13 protein-coding genes and 2 pseudogenes are annotated in these 15849 nt (G+C 28.2%); 2 read left to right on the forward strand and 13 right to left on the reverse strand.

Translation table 11 applies throughout. From position 1 onward, the window contains the following. Nucleotides 1–77 precede the first annotated feature (77 nt). Nucleotides 78–191, reverse strand: a pseudogene (locus DTL3_RS09390) (zinc ribbon domain-containing protein); the annotation flags it as partial. A gap of 74 nt (nucleotides 192–265) precedes the next feature. Between DTL3_RS09390 and DTL3_RS03700 the strand changes: the two are divergent. Then, the gene (locus DTL3_RS03700; protein ID WP_171820617.1) at nucleotides 266–439 is read left to right on the forward strand and encodes a 2-oxoisovalerate dehydrogenase; all 174 of its coding nucleotides are present in this window, start codon (nucleotides 266–268) and stop codon (nucleotides 437–439) included. 195 nt (nucleotides 440–634) lie between these two features. Here the strand turns inward: DTL3_RS03700 and DTL3_RS03705 are convergent. From DTL3_RS03705 to DTL3_RS09605, 7 genes and pseudogenes are all read right to left on the reverse strand, one after another. After that, a pseudogene (locus DTL3_RS03705) lies at nucleotides 635–1942 on the reverse strand (hypothetical protein); the annotation flags it as partial. 532 nt (nucleotides 1943–2474) lie between these two features. Beyond that, entirely contained in the window at nucleotides 2475–3728 is a 1254-nt protein-coding gene (locus DTL3_RS03710; protein WP_045087581.1) for a hypothetical protein, read from the reverse strand. A 207-nt stretch (nucleotides 3729–3935) separates the two neighbouring features. Beyond that, complete coding sequence (locus DTL3_RS03715) at nucleotides 3936–4904, reverse strand: hypothetical protein (protein ID WP_045087582.1); 969 nt, start codon at nucleotides 4902–4904, stop codon at nucleotides 3936–3938. A 115-nt stretch (nucleotides 4905–5019) separates the two neighbouring features. Then, nucleotides 5020–5298 (reverse strand): hypothetical protein, encoded by a 279-nt coding sequence (locus DTL3_RS09755; protein ID WP_045087583.1) that lies wholly within the window; start codon nucleotides 5296–5298, stop codon nucleotides 5020–5022. A gap of 117 nt (nucleotides 5299–5415) precedes the next feature. Further along, nucleotides 5416–6054, reverse strand: a complete 639-nt coding sequence (locus tag DTL3_RS09760) for a hypothetical protein (protein ID WP_045087584.1) — start codon at nucleotides 6052–6054, stop codon at nucleotides 5416–5418. 453 nt (nucleotides 6055–6507) lie between these two features. Then, entirely contained in the window at nucleotides 6508–6969 is a 462-nt protein-coding gene (locus tag DTL3_RS03730; RefSeq protein ID WP_045087585.1) for a hypothetical protein, read from the reverse strand. 158 nt (nucleotides 6970–7127) lie between these two features. Further along, nucleotides 7128–7268, reverse strand: a complete 141-nt coding sequence (locus tag DTL3_RS09605; protein WP_171820580.1) for a hypothetical protein — start codon at nucleotides 7266–7268, stop codon at nucleotides 7128–7130. Between the two features lie 338 nt (nucleotides 7269–7606). On the opposite strand from DTL3_RS09605, the gene DTL3_RS03735 reads away from it, so the two are divergent. After that, nucleotides 7607–9310 carry a hypothetical protein gene (locus DTL3_RS03735; protein WP_045087586.1) on the forward strand — a complete coding sequence of 568 codons (1704 nt, stop codon included), beginning with the start codon at nucleotides 7607–7609 and terminating at the stop codon, nucleotides 9308–9310. Nucleotides 9311–9410: 100 nt separating this feature from the next. On the opposite strand, the gene DTL3_RS03740 is transcribed toward DTL3_RS03735, so the two are convergent. From DTL3_RS03740 to DTL3_RS03760, 5 genes are all read right to left on the reverse strand, one after another. Beyond that, nucleotides 9411–11129: an ABC transporter ATP-binding protein gene (locus DTL3_RS03740; RefSeq protein ID WP_045087587.1), complete on the reverse strand. Its 1719-nt coding sequence runs from the start codon at nucleotides 11127–11129 to the stop codon at nucleotides 9411–9413. Nucleotides 11130–11878: 749 nt separating this feature from the next. Further along, nucleotides 11879–12565, reverse strand: a complete 687-nt coding sequence (locus DTL3_RS03745) for an N-acetylmuramoyl-L-alanine amidase family protein (protein WP_084217131.1) — start codon at nucleotides 12563–12565, stop codon at nucleotides 11879–11881. A gap of 44 nt (nucleotides 12566–12609) precedes the next feature. Further along, nucleotides 12610–13134, reverse strand: coding sequence for a VanZ family protein (locus DTL3_RS03750; RefSeq protein ID WP_197539543.1), 525 nt, complete (start codon nucleotides 13132–13134; stop codon nucleotides 12610–12612). Between the two features lie 560 nt (nucleotides 13135–13694). Then, a complete protein-coding gene (locus DTL3_RS03755; RefSeq protein ID WP_231854045.1) occupies nucleotides 13695–14276 on the reverse strand; it encodes a GNAT family N-acetyltransferase in 582 nt (193 codons plus the stop codon). Nucleotides 14277–14481: 205 nt separating this feature from the next. Then, the gene (locus DTL3_RS03760; RefSeq protein ID WP_045087590.1) at nucleotides 14482–15648 is read right to left on the reverse strand and encodes an iron-containing alcohol dehydrogenase; all 1167 of its coding nucleotides are present in this window, start codon (nucleotides 15646–15648) and stop codon (nucleotides 14482–14484) included. Nucleotides 15649–15849: the final 201 nt, after the last annotated feature.

Raw genomic sequence — 15849 nt, forward strand, 5'->3', positions numbered from 1 at the left:
GCTTCTTGGTCAATAGCAGCAACCTGCCAAGTTTACCCAAGCTCTAAGGATAGTTCCTACCCCAAATATTACCAAAACTATATTGCTAGTTTCAGCAAGTTTTTACTAGCATTTATGTCTCTATCATGGTGGGTTCTACATTCGGGACAACGCCATTCCCTGAGTACTAAATCTTTTACTTTTGAATTTTGGGAATCCTGTAGTAAAATATTTGTAAGAAAGAAATTTTTAATATAGTAATAGGTAATAGAAAGGAATGAATATAATGAAAATTAAAGAAATAATATTTTTAGTTGAAGAAGATCCTGAAGGTGGTTACACTGCAAAGGCTTTAGGAGAGTCAATATTTACAGAAGCTGATTCTTTAGAAGAAATAAAAGAAAACATTAAAAACGCAATTAGTTGTCACTTTGACAATGAAGAAGATTTACCTAAATAACATATCAGAATATTTAAAGGTTGCAAAAGAAGAATTAATAAACGAACTTTTTAATAATTAATTTTTTGTTTTCATTTATGTTTTGATGAAGGAAAAGTATAATAAAATATGAAAAATCTTTGTGAATTAAATCCATATAAAACGGTTTATCAAAGTAAAGAGTTTTAATTTCAGTAAAGTGAATTAATTTTATTTTCATTCAAACTCTTCTAAAATCTCAAAAAGTTCTTCTCTTTCTTTTCCTTCAAAAACATAGAAAGAAATTGCTGAAGGTCTTCTTTTTAACGTATATTTTTTCACAAATACATTAATTTCTTTTGGTACTTTTGGTCTTAATTCTTTTGGTATGTTTTTTATTTCATCATACCTTCCATAGTTCATTATGTACCTTTCTATTATATCTTTCTGCTTTGAATCAGCTTTTAGGTATTTTTCAATGAACTCTTGTAAGTAAGCTTTATTTAAATCTTTAATGAACCTTTTTACAAGAATTTTCCTTGCTGAATAAAAGGGATGTTCTTTGAAAGTTATATCTTTGTTTGTGTAAGTTTTTTGTTCTTGGTTGGTTGTTAGTAATGAATCAACATCTATATTTGGAGGTTTTTCAAATGTTGAGTTTATTAACTCTCTTGTGTAATAATCACATCTTCCTTTGATTAAACTTCCACTTTCTATGTCTTTAATTACTCTTTCTAATTTAACCTCTTGCTTGTAATAATGAACAAGATAAGAAGTAAAAAATTTAGTGAGTTGCTTTTCTACCTCTAACTCCATAAATTTGTAAAAGTTTTCTTCAAACTTTTTGTCTATATCTTTCTTTTTTAGTTCTTTTATTATTGGAATAGCAAGAGAACTGTTTATTTCAAATTCAAGATTGTCTATTATGTTTCTCAATGTATTTGGCTTTATTTGCTTTGTTATCCCAGATAAGAAATTATCTAATGTTCTTTTTGAGATATTTAATTCTTTAATAGAAACTTGTTCTTTTTCTATTTCTTGTTTTATGAAATTTCTTAATGCCTTTGTGTTTTTGTGATTACCTTTTTTAATATTAATTACAAAGCGTCTAACTTCATAAATTGTGTTTGCATAATCTTTCCATATTATTTGTCTATTTTCATAATCCAATTTTGAAAACACTTTGGAGAAAATAAAAGCTGTTTCATACATCATTGGATCGTTGTTTTCTTTTTGCACTTGAAAGATAGTATCAAGTGAATTGAAAACATTAAAGTTATCATCGTCAAAATAATAACCAAGGTAAAATCCTAATGGAAAGCTAAAGTTTAAAGCGATACTTTTATCTACATCTTTTAACCACCAACTTATGTTATTTAAAGCTTGAACTACCCCAGATGGATGAGGTACATCCTTCAATATCTTAAATGCTTGAATATTTAACTGAGTTGCTTCTACATAATTTCCTTCATTCTTTTTTCCTCTTGCATCAGCCATAAGGATAAATCCTTTATTAACAGGATCGTTTTCGTATGCTTCACTGTATTTGTGAAGAATACTCGTTAAAAAGGAGACCCTCAGCAATTTCGTTCTATGTTTTTGAAGAAAAAGAAAGAGAGAAACTTGTTGAAACGTTAAAGATGTTTAGTTGAGCACAAAAGCAATTTGGAAATTAGACCAAAAATATAGGAAAAATAGAAATAAAAAAGATATTAGACTTAATTTCGATTTTAAGAGAAGTTCCTTACTCGCGAATATGAACCTCTTATACTAAAGAGGCTTATTATACATAATTTTCAAATAACCAAGTCATGCAGACGATTTTGAACTTACTAAAAATGATGTAATAAAAAGGTACGAAAAAGGAGAAATTGTTGGAATAATTGTACTTAATGTTAGTAAAAGAGAGTTTGAAAATTAAAAGTAATAAATATAATTCCCCTATTTACACTACCAACTGACTTTCAGTGATTTCTTTGTAAACAGGAAAGCTTTTTATTAATTCGCTGCGTGTCCTTTCGTCTATTATCTTTCCATCTTTTAATACTGCTACCTTCAAAACCGATTATATTTAAATTTAAAAAGAACTATTTTTTATTAGTTCATATTTTTTTTCTACTGTTTTAATCTCACTTTCGAAAAGAAAACAGTTGAAAACTAAGTTTGCTTTTGTATTTTGAAAAGAAGAAAATAAAGTTAAAAATTCTAAAATTATTTGTAGATTATCTGGATAAGAAGATACTAAATATTTTAATTGTTCTAATTTCATTGAAAGAACTTCAAGGGAAGCGTTTAAATAATTAATACCATTCCAAATATTATAAATATACATTAAATTATTATCATTTTGTTCGATAACTAACAAATTTAAATCTTCCGTTTCTGTAGCTTTGAAAGAAGAAGATGTAGTTTCAAAAAATACTCCTAAAGTAAAATTAAAAGAATCAGTGTAAGATATAGTAACTTCAGGCTTTAAAGAAAATGTATTGTTTAATTCAAATTGGTTGCCGATCCTAAGTGTGTATGATAAATTTGGATATTCTTGATCATAAGTATTTTCATAAGATAAAGTGTTTGAAATTGTTGGAATATTTGTATAGTATTTTGGAGATAAAGTAATAAAATAAAATTCGTTAATATTTTGTGTTTTTCGAACAAATTTTTCTAAATACTCTGAAGTATAGTATGTATTTAAAAAGAATTCAATATATTCTTCAAAAATGAAATTTGATATATTTTCAACTTCTTCACTTTGACTTACTAAAAGGTCGAATTGTTTCTTGTTTAACTCAAACAAATTTTTGATATTATTATAATCAGCTTTATATTGTGAAATTATTATTTTGTTGTCTAGATAACTGTTGTAGTCTATTTGTTTGTTTTTATACTCTTTTTCTATCTCTTTTTCTCGTTTATCAAAATGATAATAATTATCTTCATAAAGATTAACAATATTTTTTAGATACATATAATTTAGAATGGAAGAAAAAATAGATATTATCTGTTCTTTTTCTATATCTATTTTTTGAAATTTTGTTTTCATTATCTCTTTTTCTTTTTCTTGCTTCATTTTACCGATAAACAGTATATTCCTCAAATCATTTGAAAAATTTATATTATAACTATCTTGGTTAATAATCAATCCTATTGAAGGAAGAATATTAAATTTGATATTATCTCGTTCACTAATTTGAGTATTTAATTGATTTTCTATAATTTTTTTATTGTAGGTATCAATTGTTTGGGAAATTTTTTCTATGTTATTGTACACATTAGCTGAAATAGTTAAATTTATTATAATAAACAATATTGTTGAAACTTTTCTAAGCACGTATATTTTTCACCTTCTTTATGCAATAGCATCTTTCAAAGAAAACTTCTTAAAAATGTGCATTTACCTGGATTACTTTCCGCCTTTAATAGTATTTCTTATAAATAAAAAGGTAAATGCACAAGCTAAAATCGTGTTTTTTAAACTATCAGAGTTTTACATAACAAATAATTACAGAAACATTAGAAAATATCAGCAAAAATATAATTATTCAATATTCCACCTCACAACTTTGTGAGGAATAGCAAGATCAAAAAAATATCTTTTCAATTCTCCTTGGTTGTAAATTACAATATATCCCTTAGTTCCATTTTCTTCCTTTAATGCATCAAATTTCGGATAGTAAAAGAATTCTGAACTATTAATGTATAATTTTATATTTAAATCTTTATCAAAAATGTATATTTCAGTTTCACCTTTCGACAAAATCAAGTTATTTTCAAAGTTAATAAAAGAACTGTTTATTATTGAATCTTGCCCTAATTCGACTCCCTTTTCTTCTACATATTTGTTATCTTGTGCTGATAATTTATAAACACCTCTAAAACTTGTTGTACCGTTTTGATCTTCTTTGTCTTCCATATAATATACGTATAGACTGTTATCAATTATTTCTAAATTAGTATATTGAATAAAATTTGATGATTCAACTGACTCGGGGTATATTTTTACAGCTTCCTTTCCCACTATTTTGAAAATTCCTTTGATATAATCTAAGACGTATATTTGTGAATCTAAAATGGCTATGTCGCTCAACATCATTGATTCGTTTAATTCTATTTTATTAAGGAACTTTCCATTAGTATCATACATTTTAATGATGTTAGAATAAGCTACGTACAGTGCTCCATTAGAGTAACTTAATCCTCCAATATATAAAAGTTTTGTGTAGTCTTCTTGATTTATAAGACGTGGAGTTAATTTAGTTAGAGGATGAATTATTTCATCAGTTTGCAAGTCAATAACTCCTTTAATATTTCCTTTTGCATCTAATAGAGCAACTGCTTTGTTTTCCAATAACAAAAAAGTCTGGCTACTTTCGCTCTCTATATTCAAAATTTGGTAATAGACTCCACAATAATTAACGATAAAATTTTCATCGAGCTCTAAATCAACAGCGAATATACTGAAAGATAAAATAATAAAAATACCGATCAAACCAAACTTGTTTTTCATAATGACATCTCCTCATATAAGCAAGCTTTCATGTCTGAAAACTTGCATTGATTTTGTTTGATCTAAATTAATAGTTTAAACTTGTAAGATAAATTATTGAACTCCGATTAAATCTTTAATTTTGTAGTTTTTTTATTATTGGTAAAATTTCATATATTTGGTAATTTTCTTTCGTTACCAATATTAAAAATCCTCTGTAAGCTAACAATTTTATTGGTTCTTCAACGAAAGGTTCTTCACTAATTGCTTTAGTTGAATATTTTCCTTCTTCATTTTGAACAATGACAGATATTTTAAGTTTATTATCTGATACGGAATGATATACTATGAATATATTTTCTAAGGAATCAATTGCAAAACTATGGATCTTATTACCTTTTAATTCTTCTAACAAAATAGTATTTAGAAATCCATCTGTTTTGTATTGGTAAATTCTGTTTGAAGAATCTCTGATATATAAATCTCCTTCTTCCGAGGTTATTGCTTCCTCAAATTGTGCAGTACTTATTCCTTATATGTTAATTTTTTCAGTTGCTGGAAATGATAAAATGATTTCTCCAGTTATATCCATAAGTTTAATTTCATCTTCCTTTTTATCTACGACCCAAAAATCCCCATTTGAAGAATCATAAGCTGTGGATAGTAATAGATCATTTTTAGAGTTTATTCCAACATCTATAGTATTAACTAAATCACCTTCTAAAGAAAAAAATACTATCTCTTTTATTTTTTCTGAGTAGCCAACAATGAAGTTTGAAATTTCATTTGATTGAATAAGGCTTTTTTCTTCCGAAGCGGCGTCTCTTTGCCTAACAAAGATTAAATTACTTATTTCATAATCTTGATATTCTTTTCTAGGAAATATATGTATAATATCGTGCGTTGCAAATTTATTAGGTTGTATAACAGAGTAAATCTCTATATAGGATTCAATTAAAACGTTGTTAGGTTTTGAATATATGTAAAATTTATAATCTCCTAAAGAAAATGCATCTGTAACTGGTATTAGTTTATCTGTTGTAAAAGAAACAGTTGGTGAAAGATTAAAAACAACATTCCCTTTTTCTTCTGCAAACAAAAAATTACACCAAATGATAGAGAATAATACTAATAAAACAAATTTTGTTTTAACTTTTGTAATGCTTTTCACTTTAATCACCTTCTCGCATGATATTTAATCAAGAATCATAAAATTTTCAAGGTTCGAAAAAATTTATTTTCTTCTCTTAGTTAGATTCTTTAGAGTTTGTAAGAATAAATATTCGATTTTTTGAGAAATCTTACTCTTTTATCCAAGAGTCTTATCTATGTTGTTTATTGTGGGCTCGTTGTATTCAGTATATATTCAAAAAATTTTAGCAGTTCTTTTTCCGTTTGGTATTTCCTTAATTTTTTTAATTTAGTTCTTTAGATGATATAAATTTGTTACTTTTTGTGCATTGCTCATATTTTATTTTTTCTACCTACTATTTTTGGAAAAGAACAATTTTTTAACATTAATTTTTGATTGACTGAATAAAAAAGTTATAAATTCGAGTGAGAAGAAGAGAAAATTTACTCTCTTCCACCCTTTCGAATATTACAAGTAGAAAGATTTGATAAGTCAATAGTAAACGTAACCACTAAGTATTGGATATAAAGGAACTGTAGCAGACCATGAACCTGTATCGGTTATATTTCCAAAAATGCCACGATATTGAGCGGAGCCCATATGTTTGTTTATCTGCCAATCAACATACCAATCAACACTACGTAATGGAGGAAGATTAACGGATGAAGAAACCGTATCTGTAATAGTTTGTCCATTAGAATATCCTATGTGAGCTTCCACTACACTTGTGAATCCACCTGATGTGCTTATAGTAACATTCTTAGACACAGACCTACTAAATGTTGCAGTTATATATAAGTCTTGATTGGGATTTCGGTTAGTAGCACTTGGAGATGAAGCGTATTTAGTTTCTTGAGTAGTTGAATGGCTGGTAATTTCCCATCCAGCATAGATGGTGATCGAAAAACTAAGTATGACAACTAAAAATAGTACAATCATAACTTTTTTCATCATCTTTCTGCACCTCCTCTCGCTTTCAATTTTATTTTCCTGTAGGATTAATATATGCCAGCTAATAATCCTTCCCTTTAATAATACATTCCCAACTTACCAAACATTTCTCATATTTTTAATCCTTTTCACAATACTTTTTAAAAGTTTAAAATATACACTTACCAACTTTCCTCAGCATAGCTTACAATTTTTTCAGGATTTATTGATTCTAAACTTGATATTATTTCTTCATCTCCTCCAAAACCAATGCCTCCTAATAACAATACCCCTATCAATAAAATAACAACAAACTTTTTCACTTTTTTCTTACAAACTCAAAAGACCAATCACTATTTTCATCATACACTTTTCCATATGATAAACAAGTGATATTTTTACCGAGCTCAAATATAGATTGGAATATATTTTCAGAGATTGGCTCAAAAAAGCTTATGTAAACTTTAATTTCGATGTTTTTTATCGTGTTTTATACTCTGTTTTCGCTTTCCCTTTTTTGATAAGGGTTATGATACAATAGTTTAAAGATAAAAAAGTAACTGTATATTCACTCGTTAACATTGGAACAAAAGTAAATATTATGTTATTTTTAAATGACAATTGTACAACAAAAACAGGTATTCATAAGGAGATAATTCAAATGCTTTTAAAATTAGTTACCAAGTTATCAACTTACGGACAGTTTGGAAGGCCATTCATGAACTATCTTGAATCAATTTCTTTAAACAATGAAACAATAGAGTATATAGAAATATTGAAATTATTTTGGGATAATAAGTATGATGAAGTCCTTGAGACTATAGAAAGAAACATTTCAAAACTACGAAAAGGTAGTTTGTATTATCTACTTTTATCTATTAAACTGTCAGCTTTGCACAGATTAAAAAGAGAGCAAGAAGTTAAAGAGATTTATGATGAATTAAGAGACAACTTTGGGAATATTCCACGGTATGTAAGAGGAACTGTTGTAGAATCTCTAAGAAATATACGAGAACTGTATTATGACTCCGATGAAAATATTGAAACTATTAGACATTGGAGCGAAATATATGAAAACAATCCTGTTGATAAAGGGTTTATCCTTATGGCTGATGCAAGAGGAAAAAAGAATGAAGGAAATTATATAGAAGCAGCCAAGTTAAACATTCAAGCATTTAAGACATTGAAGAATGTACCTCATCCATCTGGGATGGTAGGGGCTTTAAATAACATAAGTTGGTGGTTAAAAGATGTAGATAAAAACATTTCTTTAAACTTTACATTTCCATTAGGATTTTATGCATCCTATTACTTCGATGATGATAATTACAAAGTTTTCAATTCATTTGATACTACCTTTCAAGTGCAAAAAGAAAACAACGATCCAATGATGTATGAAACAGCTTTTATTTTCTCCAAAGTGTTTTCAAAATTGGATTATGAAAATAGACAAATAATATGGAAAGATTATACAAACACAATTTATGAAGTTAGACGCTTTGTAATTAATATTAAAAAAGGTAATCACAGAAACACAAAGACATTAAGAAACTTTCTAAAACAAGAAATAGAAAAAGAACAAGTTTCTATTAAAGAACTAAACATCTCAAAAAGAACTTTAGATAGTTTCTTATCTGGGATAACAAAGCAAATAAAGTCAAATACATTGAGAAACATAATAGACAATCTTGAATTTGAAATAAACAGTTCTCTTGCTATTCCAATAATAAAAGAATTAAAAAAGAAAGATATAGACAAGAAGTTTGAAGAAAACTTTTACAAATTTATGGAGTTAGAGGTAGAAAAGCAACTCACTAAATTTTTTACTTCTTATCTTGTTCATTATTACAAGCAAGAGGTTAAATTAGAAAGAGTAATTAAAGACATAGAAAGTGGAAGTTTAATCAAAGGAAGATGTGATTATTACACAAGAGAGTTAATAAACTCAACATTTGAAAAACCTCCAAATATAGATGTTGATTCATTACTAACAACCAACCAAGAACAAAAAACTTACACAAACAAAGATATAACTTTCAAAGAACATCCCTTTTATTCAGCAAGGAAAATTCTTGTAAAAAGGTTCATTAAAGATTTAAATAAAGCTTACTTACAAGAGTTCATTGAAAAATACATAAAAGTTGATTCAAAACGAAAAGATATGATAGAAAGGTACATAATGAATTATGGAAGGTATGATGAAATAAAAAACATACCAAAAGAATTAAGACCAAAAGTACCAAAAGAAATCAATGTATTTGTGAAAAAATACACGTTAAAAAGAAGACCCTCAGCAACTTCTTTCTATGTTTTTGAAGAAAAAGAAAGAGAAGAGGTTGTTGAGATGTTAAAGATGTTTGAGTGATTTATACACTATATCTTCTTTCTTATATTAATGAATTCGATTAAATTATATCGCATACGTTAATTTAGAAAAAATTAAAAAACTACAATACCCCTTCTTTTCAAACAATCAACTGACTTTCAATGATTTCTTTGTAAACAGGAGAGCTTTTTATTAATTCGTTGTGTGTTCCTTCTCCTATTATCTCTCCATCTTTTAATACTACTACCTTATCTGCTTTTCTTATCGTCGATAACCTATGAGATATTATTATCAATGTCATATCGTATTCTTTTAATTCTTCAAATATTTCTTCTTCTGTTTGTGAGTCTACTCCTGATGTCGCTTCATCTAATATCAATACCTTTGGATTCCTTATCAATGCCCTTGCTATAGCTACTCTTTCTCTTTGTCCATCTGATAACTTACTTCCTCTTTCTCCTACTATCGTATCGTATCCTTCATCTAATGGGTCTATAAATTTATCTACCTTTGCTTTTTTGACAGCTTTGTTGAACTCTTCTTCACTGAATTCATCACCAAGCATTATGTTTTCTTTCACTGTCATGTTGAATAATGGATCATTTCCTCTTACCAGTTTTATATGTTCTCTTATTTCTTGTAAGTTATAGCCTTTTAAGTTTTTATTGTCTAACAATATCTCACCACTTGTTGGTTCATACAATCTAACAAGCAAATTCATCATAGTACTTTTACCTGAACCACTTGTTCCAACTATGGCCATCTTTTCGTTTTGGTCTATGAATAGGTTTATATCTTTTAAAACTAATTCATCTTTGTATGTGAAAGAAACGTTGTTATATTCGATATTGGAATCTTTAGGGAAAGGCAAAATTCCATCACTTTCTTCTTCAGGGAGATCAAGTATTTCAAAGAACCTTTGGGAGAGTGTATCTGCTCTTTGTAGTTGTGCAAGTTGTTCACTAATTGTTTTAAGGGGAACGAAAAGCCAAGTAGAAAATTGATAAAAAGCAAGCAAAGTTCCCATTGTTAAAATGTTAGACATCATTAGGTATCCTCCAACTCCAAGTATCAATGGTGTGGTGATTGATATAATTAAACTTATTCCTTGATCTAATTTAAGAAAATTCCAAATGTATTTTTTCATGCTACTTTCCCAGTTTTCAGTTTTTTCACTTACCTTTTGATGAAAAAAAGATTCTTTAGTAAGTATTTTTACAGTATTTATGCCTTCTATTTTTTCTCTCAAGGTTTCCATAACTTTGCTATATTCTTGCCTTTCTTCAGATGAAGATTTTTGGAAGCTTTTGCTGCATTTAGTCAAGATTAAATAGTAAAAAGGTATTGTTGCAAGTACTACAACACTCAGTTGCCAACTGAAAAGAAATAAAACGGTTAAAATAAGAGCAAGTTGCAGAAGGTTTAAATATATAGAAGGTTTTGTTAGTACAAGAAAATTAGATATTTCGTTAATGTCTGAAACTATTCTAGTTAAGAAATCACCCAGAAAAGTTTTATCATAAGATAAAAAAGGAACTTTTTGAATTTTGTTGTATAGAACAATTTGTTCTTTTTTTGTCACGTCTATTTGATATACATTCAAGTAATAATCTGTTGTGAATCCAATAAAAAATTGTCCAATTATTATTGCCAGGTATATTATCATTACTGGGAGAATTAAGGAAAACCTTCCAACAGTTATTACATTATCAATTAAGTATCTTAAAATGAAAGGATTTGCAACAAAAAGGAGATAGCTAAAAAACGACAAAAGATAAATATTGAATATTTGTCTTTTATATTTATTAGAATATTCAAATAACCTTTTAACATTTTTAGAAACTATCGGTGAATTCATTAAATACCTCCCTTGGTATTGTTAAGAATATTGTGTAAGCATAGAGGTAACCTTAGATATTGCTTGCAAGAGCAGAATTTTTAATAGATTATTTACTTTTAATTGATTCAGGTTTTGCTTCTTTTGTTTCTCTCCATGTTTTAGAGTTTTTTGAAAAAGCTTTTTTCTTTTAGACCAATTTAACTAACCACTTCTTGCTGTTTCCCGTACCTTTTTTCTTTTATTGAAGAAGTTAATTTTCCAAAAGATTCTCTTTCATTTTTTGAGTAGTTTTGCAATTTCAATTGCGAACTTCTTATAATAATCCAATAAAAGGGTAAAGAAACAAAAACAATCAATGAACTTTTTCACTATTTTTATTATATCCTTTTCTATATGATTTTCAAGCGATTTTTTTATTGAGCTCAAACATTGATTGGAATATATTTTTAGAGATTGACTCAAAAAAGCTTATGTAAACTTTAGCTTTGATATTTTTTCACGAGTTATTATTCGTTGGGGATTTTCCTTTTTTGAAGGTGGTTATGAAGCTATTTTTTTAGAAGATAAAAGGGTTGAATGTTGACTCGTTAACATTGAAATGGATGTAACTTGATTTTTTATTAGTGATATTAGTTTTTTTAAAAATGGGGAAGTTATTTTTCAGAAAGTCCTTAGCAAAGAAAAAATATTGAATATAAAATCCAATATTCTCTAAGCTTATTTTATACTATATTATATTTATACATTGAAAATGATTAATTTCTAAATTAATTTGTAGAATTAAGTAAACTCAATCTAAAATATTCTTCCAATCCATATACTATTGAATCTATTATCTTATTTTTGTAATCATCTGTCAATAGTAGTTTTTCTTCATTTTCGTTGGATATAAATCCACATTCTATTATTACTGCTGGCATCTTGGTTCGATTCAGCACTTTATAATCGTCTCCTTCTATTATTCCTCTATTTCTAGCTCCTGTGCCATTAATTAATGAATTCATTAGAATTTCTGCAAGTTCATAGTTGTTTAAATCACCGAAAGAACTATTTCTATTTGGATAGTATAGCATCTGTATGCCGGTTACGGAATTATCGTTATTCAAAGAATTGCAATGAATGCTAATAAATATTCTAGCATTTTCTTTATTTGCCATCTCGGCTCTTAAGATATTATCTGTATATTTATCGCTATCCCTAGTTAAAATAGCTTTATATCCATTTAGATTTAATTTTTCCTTTAGCATTATGGAAATTTCTAAATTGATATCTTTTTCATATTTTCCACTGAATCCAATACTTCCAGGATCTTCGCCACCATGCCCAGGATCAATTACTATAACTTTTTTTGAAGGTTTAAAAACAGTGTCTCTGAAAACAAACCGTTTAATTGAAAATAATACAACTAAAACTAATAATACAGATAAAACTATAAGTATGATTTTTTTAAGCAGGAAATTCTCCCCCTTTCTCTAATGATCAGCTATAAGTTATATTATTAGTGATTGCTAATAGTAATTATTATTAATAATAAAGTCATAAAAATTGTTCCTATTGTCGCAATTACATTAATAATTTTCTGTGCCTTAACATCGTTTTTGATTATTTTTACAATAACTTTGTATATTGCTATTCCAATAATTCCACCTATCATATTGTTAATTATATCTGTAATATCAGAAGCTCCAACCCCTAAAATAAACTGGGATACTTCACATATAAAGCTGATTAAGAAAACAAAGAATATTTTTCTGCCTGTAGAATACTTTTTAAATAAAATTTCCAAATATATTCCAAGAGGTAAGAAGATCACTGCATTCATAATCATTTCTCTAAAATTGAGTTTGTCATTTATTATTAGAGATTCGCTAAAGGGAATCAAATTTATACTTCTCATATATCCCAGGTTAGAAAATGGAATATCAAATTTGAATATTATTATCCAAAATAACGCAATCATATAAATAATAAATAGTATTTTAGTTAAGTTATTTGTTTTATTATCATCATTTGTTTTACTCACTTTTTTAGTTCACCTTTCTTTTTTAACTTGGACGATACGACGATACTTCGATTGAAGGGGAGATAAGAGGGCACCGCCCTGAACCTACTATAAATCAAAATCTCTTTTTAAAAAGTTGTTTTTAAAGTCAGTAACTTGGACGATACTTCGACTGAATGGGGGATAGGAGGGCTCCGCCCTGAACCTACTATAAATCAAAATCTATTTTAAAACGTTATTTCTAAAGTCAGTAATGAAGATTAGCACTCTCTTCGCTAAAAACATCACTTTTCTTGATGGTTTTCAAATGTGGCATTGTTCTAGTTAACTATAACACATAATTTCTATATTGTCAACTTATAGATAGGGACTTTTGTGAGTTTTGTATAAATGGGAAGATTTTCGTGTTTTTCTACTAAGGTTTTGTGAAAAATAAATAATTAAAAATAGGAGAAGTATACAATAAAAAAATTGAAGATCTAGTAAAGCCTTCTTCTAGTTAGCGAGTGATTCAATAAAGTAGGCACTGCAAAAACTAAATTAATATTGTTTTTTCTTTACTTGAGACCCAATAAAGAATTCTATTCTCTAATATTGAGAAATTCGTCCTTTAATATGTCCATAAAAATAATATCGTATCGTTTATTATTAAAAAATTTTGCTTGTCTCCTTTTACCAATTACTTTACAGCCAACTTTTTCATATGCTTTTATTGCCCTTTTATTATAATCAAATACCTCGAGCATTATATTTTGTAAATTAAGAGCGTTAAAGCCATAGTCTAGAAGTAGTTCCATGGCTTCTGTCCCATATCCTTTTGATAGATATTCTTTGTCCCCTATGAATATACCTAGTGTAGCTGTTTGATTGATATTGTCTACATTGTTAAGTGAGCAATTACCTAGAGGTTTATCGGTGTTAACGTCAACTATTGTAAAAGTTGTGTCGTTGTTTTTTGCCATGTCTTCTAGAATCTCTTTTTCTTTTAGAAGCGAGAATATTTTATCATTGACCAAGAGATTTTGAGATATTTCAGGGTCATTTAGCCATTCGGTATACTTTTCAAAGTCGTCTGGGTTTACCGGTGATAAATAACATTTTGTTCCAACCATCTTTTTAAAGTATCTTGCCATGTTATTCGCCTTCTTTAGTGTTTTCGGCAATTTATAAAATTCTGCTGCTTTCTTCTTTTTGATATTATTTTACACCAGTTATTATATCTTTTCTGTTTTTAATTTTTTAAGATGTTTTTGCCATTTTTAGTTAAGCAAGTTACATTTATTGATTGAAAGTTTTACTGGATGAGAATGAAGTAGAAGTTGTAAAAAAGTGTGTGTTAAAAAATAAAAGGGAGTTTTTATCTCCCTTTTATTTTGCAAGTTTTAAAATATTTAAAACGTCTTCTTTATATAGTTTTACAAAATTTCCTATTGGCCCTTTTTCAGTTGCTTTTTCAGCCATTTCTTCAAATCTATCATCTGGTACTTTTAAACCACTTAAGGTAATAGGTAAATTTAATTCTTCTTTATAGAACTTTTCTAACCTTTTTATCCCTTCAAGAGCTGTTTTTTCAAGATTGAAAAAGTCAGGCTCAACATTCCATACCCTAGTTGCATATTGAGCAAACCTGTTGATGTCATGCCTGTATACATATTTCATCCAGGCTGGGAATAGTACAGCTAAACCTGCTCCATGAGCAACATCGTAAATGCCACTTACTTCATGTTCTATATCGTGAGTTGCCCAATCTTCTTCTCTTCCAGTTCCTAACAAACCGTTGTGTGCGACAGTTCCAGCCCACATGATCTGGGCTCTGACATCGTAGTTATGTGGATCTTTTAAAGCTAGAGGTGCATATTTTATGATTGTTCTCATAGTTGCTTCACTGAGCCTATCTGTTAAATCAACATTTTTTGTGTTAGTAAAATATCTTTCCATCACGTGAGTTAGCATGTCTACTGCTCCAACTGCTGTTTGGAAAGGTGGCAGGGTGTAAGTTAATTCGGGATTCATTATGGCGAATACAGGTCTTAAGATATCGTAGTTGATAGATCTTTTGTACCAACCATCTTCATTAGTAATTACTGATCCCATGCTAGCTTCACTACCAGCTGCTGGTATTGTAAGGATAACCCCTACTGGTAGAGCTTCTTTCAATGTTCCTTTTCCTTCGTATAATTCCCAAATGTCTCCCTCGTATTTTACTCCAGCCGCAATTGCTTTTGCGGAATCTATAACACTTCCTCCTCCGACAGCTAATATAAAATTAATGTTTTCTTTTTTACAGATCTCAATACCTTTTCTTACTAAACTCAATCTAGGATTAGGCTGTACTCCACCAAGTTCAATAAACTCAACATTTGCATTTTTTAATGAGTTTACAACTTTATCGTATAACCCAGTTTTTTTGATACTTCCTTGCCCATAGTGAAGCAAGATTTTATTTGAATATTGTTTAGCAAATTCTCCAACTCTTTCTTCGGTGTTTTTTCCGAAAATTATTCGTGTAGGACATACCCATTCAAAGTTGTTCATATAATATCACCTCTTTATATTTTAGTTTTGTGCCAGGTTTTACCCTTTCATATTTTGAAAAAGTTAATTATAAAAAAATTGTACCATTGCTAAATTACAATATAATTCAGAAATATTGTTTATTTTAAAAATAAAGATCTTTTCATGGTATAATTATTACAATACAATTATATCATTTGAATTTAATTTTTTGCAGGTGGT

This window comes from Defluviitoga tunisiensis, from assembly GCF_000953715.1.
Taxonomy (GTDB): Bacteria; Thermotogota; Thermotogae; order Petrotogales; family Petrotogaceae; genus Defluviitoga; species Defluviitoga tunisiensis.